Origin of the sequence: Methylobacterium soli, assembly GCF_008806385.1 — a bacterium.
GTDB lineage: Bacteria > Pseudomonadota > Alphaproteobacteria > Rhizobiales > Beijerinckiaceae > Methylobacterium > Methylobacterium soli.
In genome coordinates this window covers 251,036-267,699 of record NZ_VZZK01000001.1, presented here as the reverse complement: position 1 = coordinate 267,699, position 16,664 = coordinate 251,036, and the positions used below count along the sequence as shown (strand labels likewise).

The 16,664-nt window shown below is 69.0% G+C and carries 15 protein-coding genes; 11 read left to right on the top strand and 4 right to left on the bottom strand.

The genetic code is table 11. The features are described 5' to 3' along the window. Nucleotides 1–31: 31 nt before the first annotated feature. Nucleotides 32–811: an alpha/beta hydrolase gene (locus tag F6X53_RS01250; protein ID WP_150996371.1), complete on the bottom strand. Its 780-nt coding sequence runs from the start codon at nt 809–811 to the stop codon at nt 32–34. A gap of 194 nt (nt 812–1,005) precedes the next feature. Here F6X53_RS01250 and F6X53_RS01245 point away from each other — a divergent pair, with 194 nt between their 5' ends. The 3 genes from F6X53_RS01245 to F6X53_RS01235 all read left to right on the top strand — a co-directional run bounded on the left by F6X53_RS01245 (nt 1,006) and on the right by F6X53_RS01235 (nt 3,925). After that, nucleotides 1,006–2,223, top strand: a complete 1,218-nt coding sequence (locus F6X53_RS01245; RefSeq protein WP_150996369.1) for a glycosyltransferase family 4 protein — start codon at nt 1,006–1,008, stop codon at nt 2,221–2,223. A 245-nt stretch (nt 2,224–2,468) separates the two neighbouring features. Then, the gene (gene infC, locus F6X53_RS01240; RefSeq protein ID WP_238296760.1) at nt 2,469–2,990 is read left to right on the top strand and encodes a translation initiation factor IF-3; all 522 of its coding nucleotides are present in this window, start codon (nt 2,469–2,471) and stop codon (nt 2,988–2,990) included. Between the two features lie 89 nt (nt 2,991–3,079). Continuing rightward, nucleotides 3,080–3,925 carry an FkbM family methyltransferase gene (locus F6X53_RS01235; protein ID WP_191970650.1) on the top strand — a complete coding sequence of 282 codons (846 nt, stop codon included), beginning with the start codon at nt 3,080–3,082 and terminating at the stop codon, nt 3,923–3,925. An 85-nt stretch (nt 3,926–4,010) separates the two neighbouring features. Here the strand turns inward: F6X53_RS01235 and F6X53_RS01230 are convergent, their stop codons facing one another. Beyond that, entirely contained in the window at nt 4,011–6,344 is a 2,334-nt protein-coding gene (locus tag F6X53_RS01230; RefSeq protein ID WP_150996363.1) for an amylo-alpha-1,6-glucosidase, read from the bottom strand. A 191-nt stretch (nt 6,345–6,535) separates the two neighbouring features. Further along, nucleotides 6,536–7,669: a glycosyltransferase family 4 protein gene (locus F6X53_RS01225; RefSeq protein ID WP_150996361.1), complete on the bottom strand. Its 1,134-nt coding sequence runs from the start codon at nt 7,667–7,669 to the stop codon at nt 6,536–6,538. 454 nt (nt 7,670–8,123) lie between these two features. On the opposite strand from F6X53_RS01225, the gene rpmI reads away from it, so the two are divergent. The 8 genes from rpmI (at nt 8,124) to F6X53_RS01185 (ending at nt 16,243) form a co-directional block, all read left to right on the top strand. Beyond that, nucleotides 8,124–8,327, top strand: a complete 204-nt coding sequence (gene rpmI / locus F6X53_RS01220) for a 50S ribosomal protein L35 (RefSeq protein WP_018044555.1) — start codon at nt 8,124–8,126, stop codon at nt 8,325–8,327. A gap of 47 nt (nt 8,328–8,374) precedes the next feature. Then, entirely contained in the window at nt 8,375–8,746 is a 372-nt protein-coding gene (rplT, locus tag F6X53_RS01215) for a 50S ribosomal protein L20 (RefSeq protein WP_150996359.1), read from the top strand. A 193-nt stretch (nt 8,747–8,939) separates the two neighbouring features. Then, nucleotides 8,940–10,022: a phenylalanine--tRNA ligase subunit alpha gene (pheS, locus tag F6X53_RS01210; protein ID WP_150996357.1), complete on the top strand. Its 1,083-nt coding sequence runs from the start codon at nt 8,940–8,942 to the stop codon at nt 10,020–10,022. A 102-nt stretch (nt 10,023–10,124) separates the two neighbouring features. Next, nucleotides 10,125–12,548, top strand: a complete 2,424-nt coding sequence (gene pheT / locus F6X53_RS01205; protein ID WP_150996355.1) for a phenylalanine--tRNA ligase subunit beta — start codon at nt 10,125–10,127, stop codon at nt 12,546–12,548. A gap of 84 nt (nt 12,549–12,632) precedes the next feature. Further along, complete coding sequence (locus tag F6X53_RS01200; RefSeq protein WP_150996715.1) at nt 12,633–13,469, top strand: DUF1186 domain-containing protein; 837 nt, start codon at nt 12,633–12,635, stop codon at nt 13,467–13,469. 566 nt (nt 13,470–14,035) lie between these two features. Next, a complete protein-coding gene (locus tag F6X53_RS01195) occupies nt 14,036–15,379 on the top strand; it encodes a metallophosphoesterase family protein (RefSeq protein ID WP_238296759.1) in 1,344 nt (447 codons plus the stop codon). 31 nt (nt 15,380–15,410) lie between these two features. After that, nucleotides 15,411–15,875, top strand: a complete 465-nt coding sequence (locus tag F6X53_RS01190) for a hypothetical protein (RefSeq protein WP_150996353.1) — start codon at nt 15,411–15,413, stop codon at nt 15,873–15,875. After that, nucleotides 15,872–16,243 (top strand): hypothetical protein, encoded by a 372-nt coding sequence (locus F6X53_RS01185; protein ID WP_150996351.1) that lies wholly within the window; start codon nt 15,872–15,874, stop codon nt 16,241–16,243. The genes F6X53_RS01190 and F6X53_RS01185 overlap by 4 nt, the downstream gene beginning before the upstream one ends. A 156-nt stretch (nt 16,244–16,399) precedes the next feature. On the opposite strand, the gene F6X53_RS01180 is transcribed toward F6X53_RS01185, so the two are convergent. Then, entirely contained in the window at nt 16,400–16,660 is a 261-nt protein-coding gene (locus F6X53_RS01180; RefSeq protein WP_150996349.1) for a hypothetical protein, read from the bottom strand. Nucleotides 16,661–16,664 lie beyond the last annotated feature (4 nt).

The following is a 16,664-nucleotide window of genomic DNA, read 5'->3' as shown; positions in this document are numbered from 1 at the left end:
CGGCGCCCGCGATCCCGCGGGCGCTTCGCCGTCAGGCCATCTCCGCCACCGCCGCGATCAGCCGCGCGACATCCTGCGGACGCGACAGGCGGTGGTCCCCATCCGCGATCAGGGTCAACACGACGCCGGCTCTCGGCAGCCGATCGAGGATTTTGAAGGCGTGAGGATGCGGCACGTCCGGATCCTGCATCCCCTGCAGGATGTGGACCGGGCAGCCGAGATCGAGCGGCGCGCCGAGCAGGCTGTTGCGCCGGCCATCCTCGATCAGCGCCATGGTGATGGGATCGGGTTCGGGCGCATAGGCACTCTGGCGGAGCCAGATTCCGTCGCGCTCCAGCGTCGCCCGCACCTCCGGCGGAAATTGCGCCCACATCAGATCCTCGGTAAAATCGAGGGCCGGCGCGATCAGGACGAGGCCGGCCGCCGGGCCCGCGCCATTCCGCAGGCGGTTGCGCGCCGCCAGGCAGGCGATCCAGCCGCCCATGGAGGAGCCGATCAGCACCGGCCGCTCGGGCGCGTGGGCCGCCAGCACGGCCTCGGCATCCTGGAGCCATGTGGATATCGTGCACGACGCGAAGTCTCCGCCGGAGGCGCCGTGGCCCGAATAGTCGAAGCGCACAAGCGTGCGACCCGCCGCCTCCGCCCAGCCATCCACCGCCATCGCCTTGGTGGCGCCCATGTCGGAGCGGAAACCCCCGAGCCAGACCACGGGCGGTCCGCTGCCCTCGCGCACCCGCACGGCGATCCGCCGCTGCTCGGCGCCCGCCCCGAGTTCGACGAAGCTCAGGTTTCCTTGCGTACCCTCTTGCATGCCGCCTCCCGTTCCGCTCCCGCCTTCCGGTCGAATGAACGACCGTGCGAATCGTTCAACTTGAACGCGTCGCGTGCGGGCTTCGTTTACCCGACCGTAAAGGGCGGCGACGATCCTGTGATCATGAGCGGAACGAGGACGGATGGCCGGGTGACGGCACGCGCAGCAGGCGATCCGCGCGGGAGCTTCCTGCGATGAACGGCCATCAGCGCCCGGCCGTCGGGTTCCCGTCGGAGGCCGCGCCCCTGGCGGGCGCCCGCATCCTTCAGATCATCCCCGAGCTCGAGGCCGGCGGCGCCGAGCGCACCACCGTCGACGTCGCGGCGGCTCTGGCGGCGGCCGGCGCGAAGGCCCTCGTGGCCACGGAGGGCGGCCGCCTCGTGGGCGAGCTTCAGGCCAAGGGCGGCGTCTGGCTGCCATTCCCGGCTGCCGCCAAGAACCCTATCGCGATGGCGCGCAATGTCGCGCGCCTGATGCGCCTGTGCCGGCGCGAGAACGTGCAGATCATCCATGCCCGGTCCCGCGCCCCGGCCTGGGTCGCCCTCGGGGCAGCGCGGCGGCTGAAGATCCCCTTCGTCACCACCTATCACGGCAGCTATTCGGGCCGGACCGGCGTGAAGGTCCTGTACAATTCGGTGATGGCGCGCGGCGACGTCGTCATCGCGAATTCGCACTACACCGCGGATCTGATCCGGAGCCTGCATGCCGAGCAGGCGGGCGAGCGCGTCCGGGTGATCCACCGGGGCACCGACCTCGCGACCTTCAACCCCGTGGCGGTGGGGCCTGGCCGGGTCGAGGCCCTGCGCCGGGCCTGGGGGGTGGCGCCGCACGAGCGGGTGGTGCTCCTCGCCGCCCGGCTCACCGCCTGGAAGGGGCAGCGCGTGCTGATCGAGGCGGCAGCCCTGATGCGCGACCGGGGCATCGGTGACCTCGCCATCGTGCTCGCGGGCGACCCGCAGGGCCGGGTGGGCTACGAGCGCGAGCTCGACGCCCTCGTGACCGCCCGGGGCCTGCAGGGCATCGTGCGCCGCGTCGGGCATTGCGCCGACATGCCGGCGGCCTTCCGGGCGGCCTCGGTCGTGGCGGTCCCGTCGACCGAGCCCGAGGCCTTCGGCCGCTCCGCCGTGGAGGCGCAGGCGCTCGGCACCCCCGTGGTGGTGTCGGATCTCGGCGCAGTCCCGGAGACCGTGCTCAGCCCGCCCGACGTTCCGGCGGCGCAGCGGACCGGATGGCGGGTGCCGGCGGGCGACGCGGCGGCCCTCGCCGACGCCCTCGCGGAGGTGCTCGCCCTCGGCGCCAGCGCCCGCGACGCCCTGATGCGCCGGGGCCGGGCCCATGTGGAGACGCATTTCTCCCTCGAGCGCATGGCCGGCGACACGCTCGCGGTCTACACCGAGCTCCTCCACGGGTGAGTTCGGCGGCTCAGTCGGGCTGCGGACATTTCGTCAGAACTTCGCGGCCCGCGCGTGACACCGGGCCGCGACTCATGAACCAAAGCAATCGGTCGATGTTGACTTGTCGCGCGGTTCAGCCAAGGTGTCGCGTCCGGGAAAGGCCGGAGCGATCGGCGGTCAGGACAGCCCGGTGGGTGATGTCGCAGGCGGCCGTTTCGTTGTTGATTTAGGAGAACACAGCCATTCGTAGACCTATGAGAGCCATGCCGGCCCCGCAGAAGGACGGGCCGCGCGCCAATCGGGACATCCGCGGCGTTCGTGAAGTCCAGCTCATCGACGATACCGGCCTGAACCGCGGTGTCGTTGCCTTCTTCGACGCCCTTCAGATGGCTGAAGAGGCGGGTCTCGATCTCGTCGAGATCGCGCCGAACTCCACGCCTCCCGTCTGCAAGTTCCTCGATTACGGGCGCTTCCGCTTCAACGAACAGAAGAAGCAGAACGAGGCCCGCAAGCGGCAGAAGACGGTCGAGGTGAAGGAGATCAAGCTCCGCCCCGGCATCGACAAGCACGATTACGACGTGAAGATGAAGGCCGTGCATCGCTTCTTCGAGGAGGGCGACAAGGTCAAGGTCACGCTCCGCTTCCGCGGCCGCGAGATGGCGCACCAGGATATTGGCCTGCGTCTGCTCGAGCGCGTGAAGTCCGAGACGGCCGAGATCGCCAAGGTCGAGAGCGAGCCGATGCTCGAAGGCCGTCAGATGATCATGATCCTCGCGCCGCGCTGAGGCGTGGCGCAGCCCGGATCCATGACACCCGCCCGTTCGTTCGCGCCGCCTCTGCCAGGGGCGGCGCCTCTTTTTGGCGTGATCCCCTGTTGAGCGACGCTTTCCTCTCGCGGCGGGTGCCGCTCGCCGGCCGGATCCGGCTGATCCACGCGCCGTCGGGCGATTACGCCTTCTCCCGCTACACCAACGGGCGCGGGTTCCGGCACTTCCGGCGCCTGTGCGGGGCCGTGCTGCGGCCCGATTCCGTGAGCTTCGACATCGGGGCGAATATCGGCCTCACCGCCCTGATCGCCGCCGACGTGACGACGCGCGGGCGCATCTACGCCATCGAGGCCGCGCCCCGGAACTTCGCGGCGCTGAGCCGCAACGTCTACGAGCACGGCGCCTCGATCATCCGGCCGATCCACTGCGCGGTTGGCGCCCAGGAGGGATCGGTGCCCTTCTTCGACAACTCGACCTTCGGCTACGTCGTGGCCGAGGCCGACATGGCGGCCTCGCGCGGCACGCCGGTGCCGCTGCGCACCCTCGACAACCTCGTGGCCGAGCGTGGCCTGGAGCGCCTCGACTTCATCAAGATGGACATCGAGGGTTTCGAGGAGGAGGCCCTGAATGGCGCCACCGCGACGCTGGCGCGCTTCGACCCGGTCGTGATGCTCGAGTTCAACTCGTGGTGCCAGATCGCCTCCTACGACCGAAGCCCCCGCCGTTTCCTGGAACGCCTGCTCGACACCTTCCCGGAGCTGCATGTCTGGCGCCATGGGCGCCTCACCGACGTGCGCCGCCTCGGCGTCTACCAGTTTCTCCACACCCACCTGATCGAGCACCATTGCAACACCGACCTGATCGGTTGCCGCGCCGGGGAGCGCCTGGATCGGCTCAAGGCGATGCAGGCCGAGCGCGGGCTCGCCGGCCTGCGGCGGCGCCTCGGCTTCTGAGCCGGGACGCCGTTCGCCCGAGCGGCCCACGTCCGACGGTGGCCGGGCGGGCGATTGCCGCGCCCATCCGGCCGCTCGGGCCCGCCTATTTCAGCAGCGCCACCTGCGCGTCCCCCGACCGCCGCAGCACGTTGACGGTGACGTCGTCGTGGTGGCGCTCGAGGCGGATGTCGATCCGCGAATGTCCGAGCTTCAGGTTGAAGATCGAGACTCCGTCCAGGAAGGCCGGGAGCGTCGGGTTGCGGAAGCGCACGCGGTTCCGGCCGTGGTCGATCTCCAGTCCGAGGCAGGCCGCCAGGAAGGCGAAGGGGGCGGCTGCCGCCCAGGCCTGCGGCGAGCAGGCCACCGGATAGGAGACCGGCCCGCGCTGGCGCCGCCGCATGAAGCCGCAGAACAGCTCCGGAAGGCGCTTCTGGTCCTGGTAGAGGGCCGTGTCGAACATGCCCTGGAAGATCCGGCTCGCCTCGGGCTTGAGGTCGTAGCGGGCGAGGCCCAGCGCGATGATGGCGTTGTCGTGCGGCCAGATCGAGCCGTTGTGATACGACATCGGATTGTAGCGCGCCTCGCCGCGGGCGATCGTGCGCACGCCCCAGCCGTTGAACCCGTCCTTCGACAGGAGCTGGGCCGCGACGCTCGCGGCACGCTCCGGCAGCGCGATCCCGGTGAAGAGCGCGTGGCCGGCATTCGAGGAGCGCACGGCGCATTGGCGCTTCTCCCCGTCGAGCGCCAGCACGTAGGTGCCGATCGCGTCGTTCCAGAAGGCCTTGTCGAAGGCCTCCCGCAGGGCGCGCGCCTGGTGGGTCAGGGTCTCCGCCATGGCGTCGTGGCCGAGCATGGCCGCGAGCTTCGCCATGCCGTTCTTGGCGGCGTAGACGTAGCCCTGGACCTCGCAGAGGGCGATCGGGCCCTTGGCGAGCTGTCCGTCCGCGTGGAAGATCGAATCGTGGCTGTCCTTCCAGCCCTGGTTCTCCAGGCCCTTGTCCGTGTCGCGGGCATATTCCACGAAGCCGTCGCCGTCCCGGTCGCCGTACTCGTTCATCCAGGCGAGCGCCAGTTCGAGCGCCGGCCAGATCTTCGCGATCGTGTCCCGGTCCCCCGTGACCGCGTAATATTCTGAGGCCAGCATGACGAAGAGCGGCGTGCCGTCGATGGTGCCGTAATAGTGCCGGAACGGCACCTCGCCGAGCATCGCCATCTCGCCGCGCCGGGTCTCGTGCAGCACCTTGCCGGGCTGGGCGTCGGCGGCGGGGTCGACGGCCTTGGCCTGGGTCGAGGCGAGGTAGCGCAGCACGCCCTTGGCGAAGTTCGGGTCGATCCAGAGCGCCATCAGGGCCGTGATGATGCCGTCGCGCCCGAACACGGTGGAGTACCAGGGGATGCCGGCGAAGGGGTAGATCCCCTCCGGCGTGCGGCTCGCCAGCATGTAGAGGTCGGCGGTGGCCCGGCAGGCGGCCTCGTTGAACTGGTCGTTCGACGAGATGATCGTGGTGATGCCGGCGGTGAGCTGGCGCAGGTCCCGGCGCGCGTCCCGGTAGGCGCGGGCGAAGATCACGCCCTCCGACATGCCCTTCGGGGGCCGGTCACCCGTGCTGCCGGCGGCCAGAGCGAGGCCCGCGGCGGCGTCCTCCCCGACCTTCTCGGCGGCCGGGGCGCTCGTGAAGGCGCGGTGCGATTCGCAGACGACCCGGATGAAGATCGAGGCGCGCTCACCCGGCGCCAGCGAGACGTTGAACTCGGCCCGGCCCGGCTCGATGTGGTGGGGCTTCGGGCCGAAATGGAGGCTCGTCGTGCGCACCACCTCGTCGAGGCCGACATAGCGGAACTGCACCTCGTGGTCGCTTCCCACCAGCACCGAGCGCTTGCCGTGATGCGCCCGGTTGGTGCCGCGGACCTCGAACAGATCGCGGAAATCCGCGTCGAAGCTGATGCCGATGCGGAAGTCGCGACGGCGCGTATCGTAGGAGCGCAGGCCGATCCGGTCGTAGCAGGCCCCGCGGAACAGGAACTTGGTGCGCTCGATCGCGATCACCTCGCGGGGGATCGTCGAATCGTCATGCGCGTCGATGCGGATGTCCGGCGTCGTCATGTCGACGCTCAGCGCGCCGTTATCGTCCTGCATCACCGAGGAGAGCAGGAGCGGGCGCTGGTCCTCGACGGTGAGGTGCAGGCGCGAGAGGTAGCGGGTGTCCTGGAAGTACAGCCCCTCGGGTCCCGGCAGCACGCCGATATCGCCGTAGCTGTCGAGCACCGCGAAGGCCTCCCCGAACTTCAGCGAGCGCAGCGGCCGCTCGACCAGGGAGGTCTGCGCCTCGATGTGATATTGCGGAAGAACCTCGTCGGCGTCCTGGAAGCCGTGAACGCGCTGCGGCGCCTGGCTCGCGGCGGGATGCGCCTTCGCCGTCATGTCTTCTGCCGCCATGCCTGGGCATCTCCGATTGTCGAGGGGCGCGAATCGAAAGGGCCGCCGAATCGCTCGCGGGCGAAGCGGCGGCCCTTGGGACCGTCTCAGTTAGGCGATCTTACGACGCCGGACGGGCCTTGGTAAGCCTTGCAAGCCCGGTGCCGTTCGATCCGGCCTCGGACCGGATCGAATTCAGGCCCGCGGCGGCCTCACGCCGGCATGGCGGCGGCCGAGAGCGAGGGACGGGCCGAGCCGTTCAACTCGCCGTAATGCGGCGCGAAGGCCGACGCGGTCGGGAGCTTGATCACCGCGTTCTGGCCGGCGATCAGCTGCTCGTAGGCGGCGACGTATTTCTTGACCATGCACTCGGCGGTGAACTGGCCCTCGAAGTGACGGCGCACGCCGGCGCGGCTCATGGTCTTGACCTTGTCGACCGCCGCCACCGCCTCGTCCATGCTCTCGCAGAGCACGCCGCTGACGCCGTCGGCGATGACCTCGGGCACCGAGCCGTTGCGGAAGGCGATCACCGGCGTGCCGGCCGACATCGCCTCGATCATCACCAGGCCGAAGGGCTCCGGCCAATCGATCGGGAAGGCGAGCGCCAGGGCGTTGCCCAGGAAGTCCTTCTTCTGCTCCTCGTTGATCTCGCCGATGTAATCGACCAGCGGATGGTGGATCATCGGCTCGATGACCTCATCCCAGTAATCCTGGTCCGCCTTGTCGACCTTGGCGGCGATCTTCAGCGGCACGCCCGAGCGGATCGCCATCTCGATGGCGCGGTCGGGACGCTTCTCGGGCGAGATCCGTCCGAGGAATGCCAGGTAGCCGCCATTGGCCTCCGGGTAATACGGGCAGTTCTCGGCCGGCAGGCCGTGATGGATCGTCGAGAGCCAGTTCACGGTCGGGGGCATCGGCTCGCGCTGATTGTCCGAGATCGAGACCAGCGGCATGCCCGTGAAGGTCTTGTAGACCGGCATGAAATCCGGAACGTCGAGGCGACCGTGCATCGTCGTGAGGCACTTGTGGTTCAGGTCCTCGAACAGGGGGTATTGCAGCAGGTCGATATGGAAGTGGAGGATATCGAACTCGTGCGCCCGGCGCCGGATCTGATGCAGCATGGCGAGGTGGCTCGCGGTATGGTCCCGGTAGCCGAGCAGGCGCAGGCCCTCGGGCGTGCAGGCGGCGAGCTTCGCCGAAGTCTTGGAGTCACCGCTCGCGAAGAGCGTGACGTCGTGTCCCTGCCGGACGAGCTCCTCGGTGATCCAGGACACGACGCGCTCGGTGCCGCCGTAGAACTTCGGAGGAACGGCCTCCGAGAGCGGGGCGATCTGGGCAATGCGCACGAAAGAGTCTCCTGTGAAGGCGAACGTTTCGGAGAGCTAACCCGATCCGGCCTGAGTGGGACATGAACGAAACAGACAGCCAAGGTTATGGTTCCGCTTGAGGCGCGCGCGATACAACCGTGAGAAGAGATCCCCGATCTGTCCCCAATATCCTCCCTGTCCGCGCCAGATCAGGGTCGGGATCCTCGGGCGCCAAGCACGAAAAGGGCCAGGAGGGGATGCTGCCCGAGTCTTCGGGGCCAAATCCCATGCCTGCGGCGCCCGCATGGCAATGCCTGCGGTGCCCGCAAGGCGATTGAAACCGCGTCTCTTTTCTGTCATAAGCCCGCCCGCGTCGAACCGCCCGGCCGGATAGGGCTGCCGTGGCGGTTCGTGTTGCTCCATCAGAAGCATCCAATGTGCGCAGAGCTCCGGTCCTCACCGGCCGGGCGGGTTTTGCGCGAAGGAGAGCGAAATGCCCAAGTTGAAAACGAAGTCGGGCGCGAAGAAGCGCTTCAAGATCACCGGCACCGGCAAGGTCATGTACGCCCAGGCCGGCAAGCGCCACGGGATGATCAAGCGGACGACGAAGCAGATCCGCAACCTGCGCGGCACGACGACCCTCTTCGAGGGCGATGCTGCCAACGTGAAGAAGTATTTCCTGCCCAACAGCCGGTAATCCTTCACCAGCCGACACTGCTTTCTCGATAATCCAGGAGATATCCCATGGCCCGCGTCAAGCGCGGCGTGACCAGTCACGCGAAGCACAAGAAAGTCCTCAAGGCCGCCAAGGGCTATTACGGCCGGCGCAAGAATACGATCCGGATCGCCAAGCAGGCGGTCGAGAAGGGCATGCAATATGCCTACCGCGACCGGAAGAACAAGAAGCGCACGTTCCGCGCTCTCTGGATCCAGCGCCTCAACGCCGCTGTCCGCGAGCAGGGCCTGACCTATTCGCGCTTCATCAACGGTCTGGCGATCGCCGGCATCGAGGTCGACCGCAAGGCCCTCTCCGAGCTCGCCATCCACCAGCCCGCGAGCTTCGCGGCCGTCGTGGAGAAGGCCAAGGCCGCCCTGCCGGCCGCCAAGGCAGCCTGAGCGAACCCGCGAACACGGACGTTGAGGCGAGAGGCGCGGCGCGGGACAAGCGCCGCGCCTTCGTTGTTTTCGGGCGCCTTCGCCGGGCCCTCGCGCCGCCTTGGCCCTTGCCACCGCGCGCGCGACCCGGAAAAGAACGATCCGCGGATCACCCCGACGCCGCGTCCGGCCCAGGATAGCGCCAAGGATAGCGATGACCGACCTCGACATTCTCGAACGCGACCTGCTCGCCCAGGTGGAAGCGGCGGCCGACGAGCCGGCGCTCGACGCCGTGCGCGTCGCGACGCTCGGCAAGAAGGGCAGCGTCTCGGACCTGCTCAAGACCCTCGGGGCGATGACGCCCGAGGAGCGCAAGGCGCGCGGCCCCCTCATCAACGGCCTGCGCGACCGGGTCCAGGGCGCGCTGGCCGGGCGGCGGGACGCGCTCGCGGAGGCCGCCCTCGAGGCGCGGCTCGCGGCCGAGCGGGTCGATGTCACGCTCCCCTTGCGCGAGGCGCCGGAACTGCGCGGGCGCATCCACCCGATCAGCCAGGTGATCGACGAGATCACGGCGATCTTCGCCGATATGGGCTTCTCGGTGGCCGAGGGGCCGGACATCGAGACGGACGAGCTGAACTTCACGGCGCTGAACTTCCCGCCCGGCCACCCGGCCCGCGAGATGCACGACACGTTCTTCCTGCGGCCCGACCGGGACGGCCAGCGCAAGGTGCTGCGCACCCACACCTCGCCGGTGCAGATCCGCACCATGCGCAGCCAGGAGCCGCCGATCCGGGTGATCATCCCGGGCCGCACCTACCGGCACGATTCCGACCAGACCCACACGCCGATGTTCCATCAGGTCGAAGGGCTCGTCATCGACCGCGCCGCCAACATCGCGAACCTGAAATGGGTGCTGGAGGAGTTCTGCAAGGCGTTCTTCGAGGTGGAGGGCGTCAAGATGCGCTTCCGCCCCTCGTTCTTCCCCTTCACCGAGCCCTCGGCCGAGGTCGACATCCAGTGCTCGCGCAGGGGCGGCGAGATCCGCTTCGGCGAGGGCGAGGACTGGCTCGAGATCCTCGGCTGCGGCATGGTCCACCCGAACGTGCTGCGCAATTGCGGCCTCGACCCCGACAGCGTCCAGGGCTTCGCCTTCGGGGTCGGCATCGACCGCATCGCCATGCTCAAATACGGCATGCCGGACCTGCGGCCCTTCTTCGAGGCGGATGTCCGCTGGCTCGACCATTACGGCTTCCGGCCTCTCGACATCCCGAGCCTCGTCGGCGGCCTCACCAGCTGACCTGATTCCCATAGCGCCCCGGACCACAACGGGGGCGCTCCTTCTCTTCCTGGCCGGCGGCCCCCGCCCGACATACGGGGCGGACGCCGAGGGATGGCGCCGATGAAACTCACCCTCTCCTGGCTCAAGGACCACCTCGAGACCGAGGCCTCCCTCGAAACCATCGCCGAGACGCTGACGCGGATCGGCCTGGAGGTCGAGGGCATCGCCGACAAGGCGGCGGAGCTGAGGCCCTACGTGGTCGCGAAGGTGCTCACCGCCGAGCAGCACCCGAACGCCGACCGGCTGCGCGTCTGCACGGTGGATGCCGGCGACGGCCAGCCCCTGCAGGTGGTCTGCGGCGCGCCGAACGCGCGGGCCGGTATGACATCGGTCTTCGCCCCTCCCGGGACCTACGTGCCGGGCAAGAACATCACCCTGTCGGTAGGCAATATCCGGGGCGTCGAGAGCCGCGGCATGCTCTGCTCGGGCGCCGAGCTCGGCCTTGGCGACGATCATGACGGCATCCTCGACCTGCCCGAGGATGCCCCGGTCGGCCAGCCCTACGCCCTCTATGCCGGGCTCGACGATCCGGTCATCGAGATCAACCTGACGCCGAACCGGCCCGATTGCACCTCGATTCACGGCATCGCCCGCGACCTCGCCGCCACCGGCCTCGGCACCCTGAAGCGCGAGGCGCTGCCGCCGGTCCGGGGCGAGGGGGAGTGCCCGGTCCCGGTCAGCCTCGACTTCGAGGCCGCCGACCGCGATCTCTGCCCGCTCTTCGCGCTCCGGCTCGTGCGCGGCGTGCGCAACGGCCCCTCGCCGGCCTGGATGCAGGCCCGCCTGCGGGCCATCGGCCTGCGGCCGATCAACGCCCTCGTGGACATCACCAACTACGTGACCTTCGACCGGGGGCGCCCGCTCCATGTCTTCGACGCCGCCAAGGTCTCGGGCGGCCTGCAGGTGCGCCGGGCCCGCGCCGGCGAGTCGCTGAAGGCGCTCGACGGCCGCACCCACGCGCTCACGGAGGACATGGTGGTGATCGCCGACGCGCGCGGCGTCGAGTCGATCGCCGGCATCATCGGCGGCGAGGGCTCGGGCTGCGACGCCGACACCGTCGACGTCCTGATCGAGTCGGCCCTGTGGGACCCGACCAACATCGCCCAGACCGGACGGCGCCTCGGCGTCATCACGGATGCGCGCTACCGCTTCGAGCGCGGCGTCGACCCGGCCTTCACCCTGCCGGGCCTCGACCTCGCCACCCGCCTCGTCCTCGATCTCTGCGGCGGCAGCGCGAGCCGGCCCGTGATCGCGGGCGAGCCGCCGGAGATGGAGCGCATCATCGACTTCCCCTGGACGGAGGTGCGCCGGCTCGCCGGGATCGAGCTGTCGCGCGCCGAGATGAAGGTGACGCTCGAGACGCTCGGCTTCCACGTCGCGGGGAGCGGCGACCGGGTGAAGGTTCTGTCGCCCTCCTGGCGGCCCGACATCGAGGGCAAGGCCGATCTCGTCGAGGAGATCATCCGGATCGCGGGGCTCGACCGGATCGAGCCGAAGCCGCTGCCGCGCCTGACCGCCGCGGTGGCCAAGCCCGTCCTCACGGTGATCCAGCGGCGAACCCGCGCGGCCAAGCGCGCGCTCGCGAGCCGCGGCCTGATGGAGGCCGTGACCTGGTCCTTCATCCCGCATGACGACGCCGTCCTGTTCGGCGGCGGCGGCCCGGCCCTCGCCCTCGCGAACCCGATCGCCGCCGACCTCTCGGACATGCGGCCGAGCCTCGTGCCGGGCCTGTTGCGGGCGGCGCAGCGCAACGCCGACCGCGGCTCTCCCGACGTCGCCCTGTTCGAGGTCGGCCAGTGCTTCGCCGACGACCAGCCCGAGGGCCAGAGCATCCGGGCGACGGCAATCCGCCGCGGCAGCGCGGGCCATGCCGGCAGCGGGCGCCACTGGGACGGCGCGGCCGGAACGGTCGACGTGTTCGAGGCGAAGGCGGATGCGCTGGCGCTGCTTGCCGCCCTCGGCGTGCCGACCGGCGGGCTCCAAGTCGTGCCGGGCGGCACCCCCTGGCTGCATCCGGGCCGCTCGGGCACGCTGCAATTCGGTCCGAAGAACCCGATCGGTAGCTTCGGCGAGATCCACCCGCGGGTGATGAAGGCCCTCGACCTCAAGGGCACCCTGGTGGCCTTCGAGATCGTGCTCGACGCCCTGCCGCTGCCGAAGTTCAAGCCGACCAAGGTGAAGCCGGCCCTCGCGCTCTCCGATTTCCAGCCGGTCTCGCGCGACTTCGCCTTCGTGGTCGGCCGCGACGTGCCGGCGGGCGAGGTGGTGCGGGCGGCGCAGGCGGCCGAGCGCAAGCTCATCGCCGGCATCGACGTGTTCGACCTCTACGAGGGCACCGGCATTCCGGAGGGCGCGAAATCCGTCGCCATCGCGGTGCGGCTGCAGCCCGTCGACAAGACCCTGACCGATGCGGAGATCGAGGCCGTGAGTGCCCGGATCGTCGCGGAAGTCGCCCGGAAGACCGGCGCGAGCCTCCGGTCCTGAGCGCGGGAGAGCGGCATGGCGGTGGGTGGCAAGGTGGTCGGCAAGGCGGTTGGCAAGGCGGCCGGCGATGAGGCGGTCGGCGCGATGACGGAGAGCGACCTGATCGCCGCGCTGTCGGGCGCGGACCACCTCCCGGAGGAGGCCCTGCGCCGCGCCGTCGCCGCCCCAGCCGCGATCGCGGACGAGACGCTGCGGCTGCTGAGGGCCGCGGCGGACGGGGATGCGTTGACCGACGCCGAGGCCAACCTCCTGTTCTGGGGGGTGCATGTCCTGGCGGCCGCCCGCGACACGCGGGCCTTCGCGCCGCTCCTGCGGCTCCTGCGCCAGGATGCCGAGACCCTCGACGACCTCCTCGGGGACGCCGCGAGCACGACCCTGCCGCGCGTGCTCGCGAGCCTCTATGACGGCGAGCCCGAGGGCCTGTTCGGCCTGATCCTCGACACCACCATCGACGACCTCGTGCGCAACGAGGCCCTGGCGGCCCTGGCGTTCCTGGCCCGCGACGGCCGGGTCGCCCGCGAGCCCGTGAGCGACCTCCTCGTCCGCTTCGACGACAAGCGCGTCGCGGTCGAGGGGGATATCGGCTGGACCGGCTGGGAGGAGGCGGTCGCGCTCCTCGGGCTGCGCGCGCTGAGCCCCCGCGTCGAGGCCGCCCGCAAGGACGGCCGACTCACCGACGATATCAGCGATCCCGCTTGGTTCAAGGCGACCCTGCGCCGGGCCGAGACCCGGCCCGACGACCGCCGCGACCTCGACGAGCGCGGCCTCGGCTATCTCGACGACCCGGTGGCGGCCCTCGCCTGGACGGCGGAAGGGGCGGGCGAGCCGGTGCGCAACCCGTTCAAGGATGTCGGCCGCAACGATCCCTGCCCCTGCGGCAGCGGCAAGAAGTTCAAGAAGTGCTGCCTCGCCGCCCTCTGATCCTCGGCGGCCCGGGCCCTTCGGACCTGACCGCGCGTCCCATCGGGCGGCGTGGCGTGGAGACATCCCGGCGGCCGAGATCCGACGCGCGGGACCCACCCATATTTGGGCGTTGTGGAACGTTCCCGGTGAAACGAGCCGAAGATCAGCGTACGGTCAAAACAACTTGGATTGTCTTTCAAGTTCAGCCGAGATTTTGCAGCACTGATACAATATCTTTGCCGAGTTCGCATTCGATGATAGAGCGCATCGGGGCCTCTTTTCATCGGGGGGCGGCCCGATGTTTTGCTCTGCAAGTGTAGTGTTCAATGCTCTGACCGCGTCCCCTGGTCCGGGTGGCGAGCGTCCACACGACGATGTCGAAGCGATGTGCCGGGTGGGTCCGAGCCTGGAAGCCGGTGGCCAAACCACCGACCGGAATGGCGTCCGCGATGAAACGCAGGCTCGCGAGCAGCTTGCGCAGCACTGGTCCGGCTTCGACGCACAACGCCGCGAGGCGTTGATCCAGGAGTCGTGCATCCAGGAGTCGTGCATCGGGGGGACCCTCTAGCCACGGGGAGGATCCCATGATGAAAACCCCGCTCTCTTCGACCGGGATCACACGCAGAGCGTTGGCGCAACAGGGCGGGGGCATGGTGGCGCTGGCCGCCATGCCGGTGTTGGGGATGGCACCTGCGGCGGCCCAGCAAGCCCAATCGGCGGCGGGATCCGACCTCTCGTTCGCCGTCTGCGGCGATACGCGCCCGATGATGTACCTTCCCTACAAGCAGGGTCAGCCGGACCTGACCAAGCTGTTCGTCGAGATGTTCGGGCTGGTCATGCCCGAGAAGGTCGCGGAAGCGGTGGTCCGGAAGGACGTGCGGCCCATCTTCGACCCGGTCACCCGCGACCTCATCCGGATCATCATGCCGTTCGAGAGCCGCAGCGAGGTCATGACCCTGACGGTCGACAAAGGATGGGTCACCGAGGCCTCCGTCGAGGATGTGAAGCTGCTGCCCGGTGTGCACCGGACGATCTTCAGGCTGGCCGATGGTGACTGGGTGGCGCGGGAGATCGTGAAGGACGTCCGGGCCGGGCGCGCCAAGTTCGTGGTCAACAGCGGCGATGTCGTGTGGTGGGGCAATCAGGGCCTCACGCTCGCCGACAGCCCCTATTGGAAGCGCGTCAACGACACCATGCTGACGCAGCTGCCCGCGCCCGACGGCGAAATGCGCGCGGCCGGGCTCGAAGGCCGCTGGTTCATCGGGGTCGGCAACCACGAGGTCTGGGGTGATCCCAGGATCGAGGGCGTGCTCTCCGCCGTGCCCCATCTCAAGACGCTCGGCGTCACGCCGGACCGCCTCATCTACAAGTTCGACTTCAGGGGCGTTCGGTTCATCGTCCTGTGGTCCGGAAAATACGATTACCGGTCTCCCTCGCTCTGGGATGCCGACCGGCCCAAATACGCCGAGCAGATGCAGCAGCTCCAGCAATGGATGGATGAGGCCAAGGCGGCGGGGATTCGCAAGACGTTCCTGGTTTTTCACTACCCGGTCTTCGCCCGGTCCGGCCTCGGACCCATCCCGGCGCCTGACAACCCGCACAAGCTGATCGCGTCCTACGCCAAGGACATAGAGATCGTCGTCTTCAATGGGCACGTTCACACGACTGAGATCTATGACGTCGACGGCGTCAAATACCTGATGCTGGGCGGAGGCGGCGCCGAGCAGGATCCGATCCTCTCGGGCCGCACGAGCATCAAGGTGCCGGCGGATTATCCACCGGATCTCTATTGGAAGGGCCAGCCGCCGACGGAGGAATACAACTACGTCTTGGTGGACGTGAAACCGGGCCAGAACACCAAGCTCACGCTCAACAGGTTCCGCCCCGGATCGGCCGAGCCCTTCGGCACGGAAGAGTTGTTCCGATGAAAGTCCGCGATCGACGGCCAAGCCGGCGGTCATGGCCACCATCCTCCTGATCATCCATGGGCTGGTGGCGGTCGCGCTGCTGGGCGCAGCCACGCACCAGACCCTGGCGACCTGGAGACACGCGCGCGCGCGGCCCGGCTCATTCCTGGGCCGCTTCCGGGCGGTGCCGTCGGCCGCTTTCGCCGACGCCATCGTGCTCCTCTACGTCCTATCGGCCCTCCTGGGCGCGGTCGTGTACCTGTATTTTCGCGTCGACGTCAGGCCCGGATTGGAACGGGGGGCCCACTGGCCGGCTCTCGGCTTCTTCGACATCAAGGAGCACTTCGTCTCCATCGGACTGGCGCTGTTGCCGGCCTATTGGATCTGCTGGCAGCCGCCGCTCGTCGGCGCGCTTGCCCGGACGCGCGCTGCCCTGACGACGATCCTGGCCTGCATCGTCTGGTGGAACTTCCTCGTCGGCCACGTCGTGAACAACATCAAGGGGTTGGGATCATGACGGGCTCGTCGGCATGTCGCCGGTTCGCCTTCGCGTTCGGGCCGGCCTTCGCGGTGATCTACGTCATCGCCCTGGCGCGAGATCTCGCCTTGTTCACGGTCTATCCGTCGCTCGGGATCGTCCTTGCCGGGACGCACCATGCGCGAGACACGGTCAGTCCTTCCATGGGGTTCCTCGCCCCCGCGATGTATTGGTATGGCTGGACGGCGACAGCGGCGCTCGGGGCGCTCGTGTTCGGCCTCGCGGCCGCAATCCTCCCCGAACGATGGACGCGTCGGCTCTGGTCAGGATGGGTCTGGGTTGTTCCCTTGGGCGCGATGATGGCGTGCGTGTACCTCACGCTGCCGTGGTTCCGGCTCTACCTGTGAGCGTTCGGCAGGGTCACTGGGCCTTCCGCAATGTTCTGAAGCTCTCGACTCTTTAAGCATATCCGCTCTGCCGCCCTCAGCAGCCCGAACCGGATGTCATCTCGAACGGCTCCTCAGGATCGCGAGCGGACGGTCCCAGGCGCCGGATGCCGGCCGCTAGACCCGGCAGGCGGGTTGCGCGAACCGGCGCGGGCCGTGCAGGGGCATCCGCATCGCCGGCCAAACGACATCGGTCCCGCCATCGCGGTCCTCGAGCGCCTGAAGGAGCGATGCGATGCGCGCGTTCGGGATCTCGTGCAGCAGCGGCTCGTAGAGTTCCCGCAATGTCTGGCCGAGTCGGTTCAGAATGGCCGCATCGAGCGCGCATTCCGGGGATGGCCATGATCGGCGATCTGCTGCCTCCGGCGTCTTGGACATGGTG

What these genes read in the sequence shown, in the direction of transcription:
- F6X53_RS01250 (WP_150996371.1), bottom strand. Translation starts at nt 811, where the DNA reads ATGCAAGAGGGTACGCAAGGAAACCTGAGCTTCGTCGAACTCGGGGCG.
- F6X53_RS01245 (WP_150996369.1), top strand. Translation starts at nt 1,006, where the DNA reads ATGAACGGCCATCAGCGCCCGGCCGTCGGGTTCCCGTCGGAGGCCGCG.
- infC (WP_238296760.1), top strand. Translation starts at nt 2,469, where the DNA reads ATGCCGGCCCCGCAGAAGGACGGGCCGCGCGCCAATCGGGACATCCGC.
- F6X53_RS01230 (WP_150996363.1), bottom strand. Translation starts at nt 6,344, where the DNA reads ATGGCGGCAGAAGACATGACGGCGAAGGCGCATCCCGCCGCGAGCCAG.
- rpmI (WP_018044555.1), top strand. Translation starts at nt 8,124, where the DNA reads ATGCCCAAGTTGAAAACGAAGTCGGGCGCGAAGAAGCGCTTCAAGATC.
- rplT (WP_150996359.1), top strand. Translation starts at nt 8,375, where the DNA reads ATGGCCCGCGTCAAGCGCGGCGTGACCAGTCACGCGAAGCACAAGAAA.
- pheS (WP_150996357.1), top strand. Translation starts at nt 8,940, where the DNA reads ATGACCGACCTCGACATTCTCGAACGCGACCTGCTCGCCCAGGTGGAA.
- pheT (WP_150996355.1), top strand. Translation starts at nt 10,125, where the DNA reads ATGAAACTCACCCTCTCCTGGCTCAAGGACCACCTCGAGACCGAGGCC.
- F6X53_RS01200 (WP_150996715.1), top strand. Translation starts at nt 12,633, where the DNA reads ATGACGGAGAGCGACCTGATCGCCGCGCTGTCGGGCGCGGACCACCTC.
- F6X53_RS01195 (WP_238296759.1), top strand. Translation starts at nt 14,036, where the DNA reads ATGATGAAAACCCCGCTCTCTTCGACCGGGATCACACGCAGAGCGTTG.
- F6X53_RS01190 (WP_150996353.1), top strand. Translation starts at nt 15,411, where the DNA reads ATGGCCACCATCCTCCTGATCATCCATGGGCTGGTGGCGGTCGCGCTG.
- F6X53_RS01185 (WP_150996351.1), top strand. Translation starts at nt 15,872, where the DNA reads ATGACGGGCTCGTCGGCATGTCGCCGGTTCGCCTTCGCGTTCGGGCCG.
- F6X53_RS01180 (WP_150996349.1), bottom strand. Translation starts at nt 16,660, where the DNA reads ATGTCCAAGACGCCGGAGGCAGCAGATCGCCGATCATGGCCATCCCCG.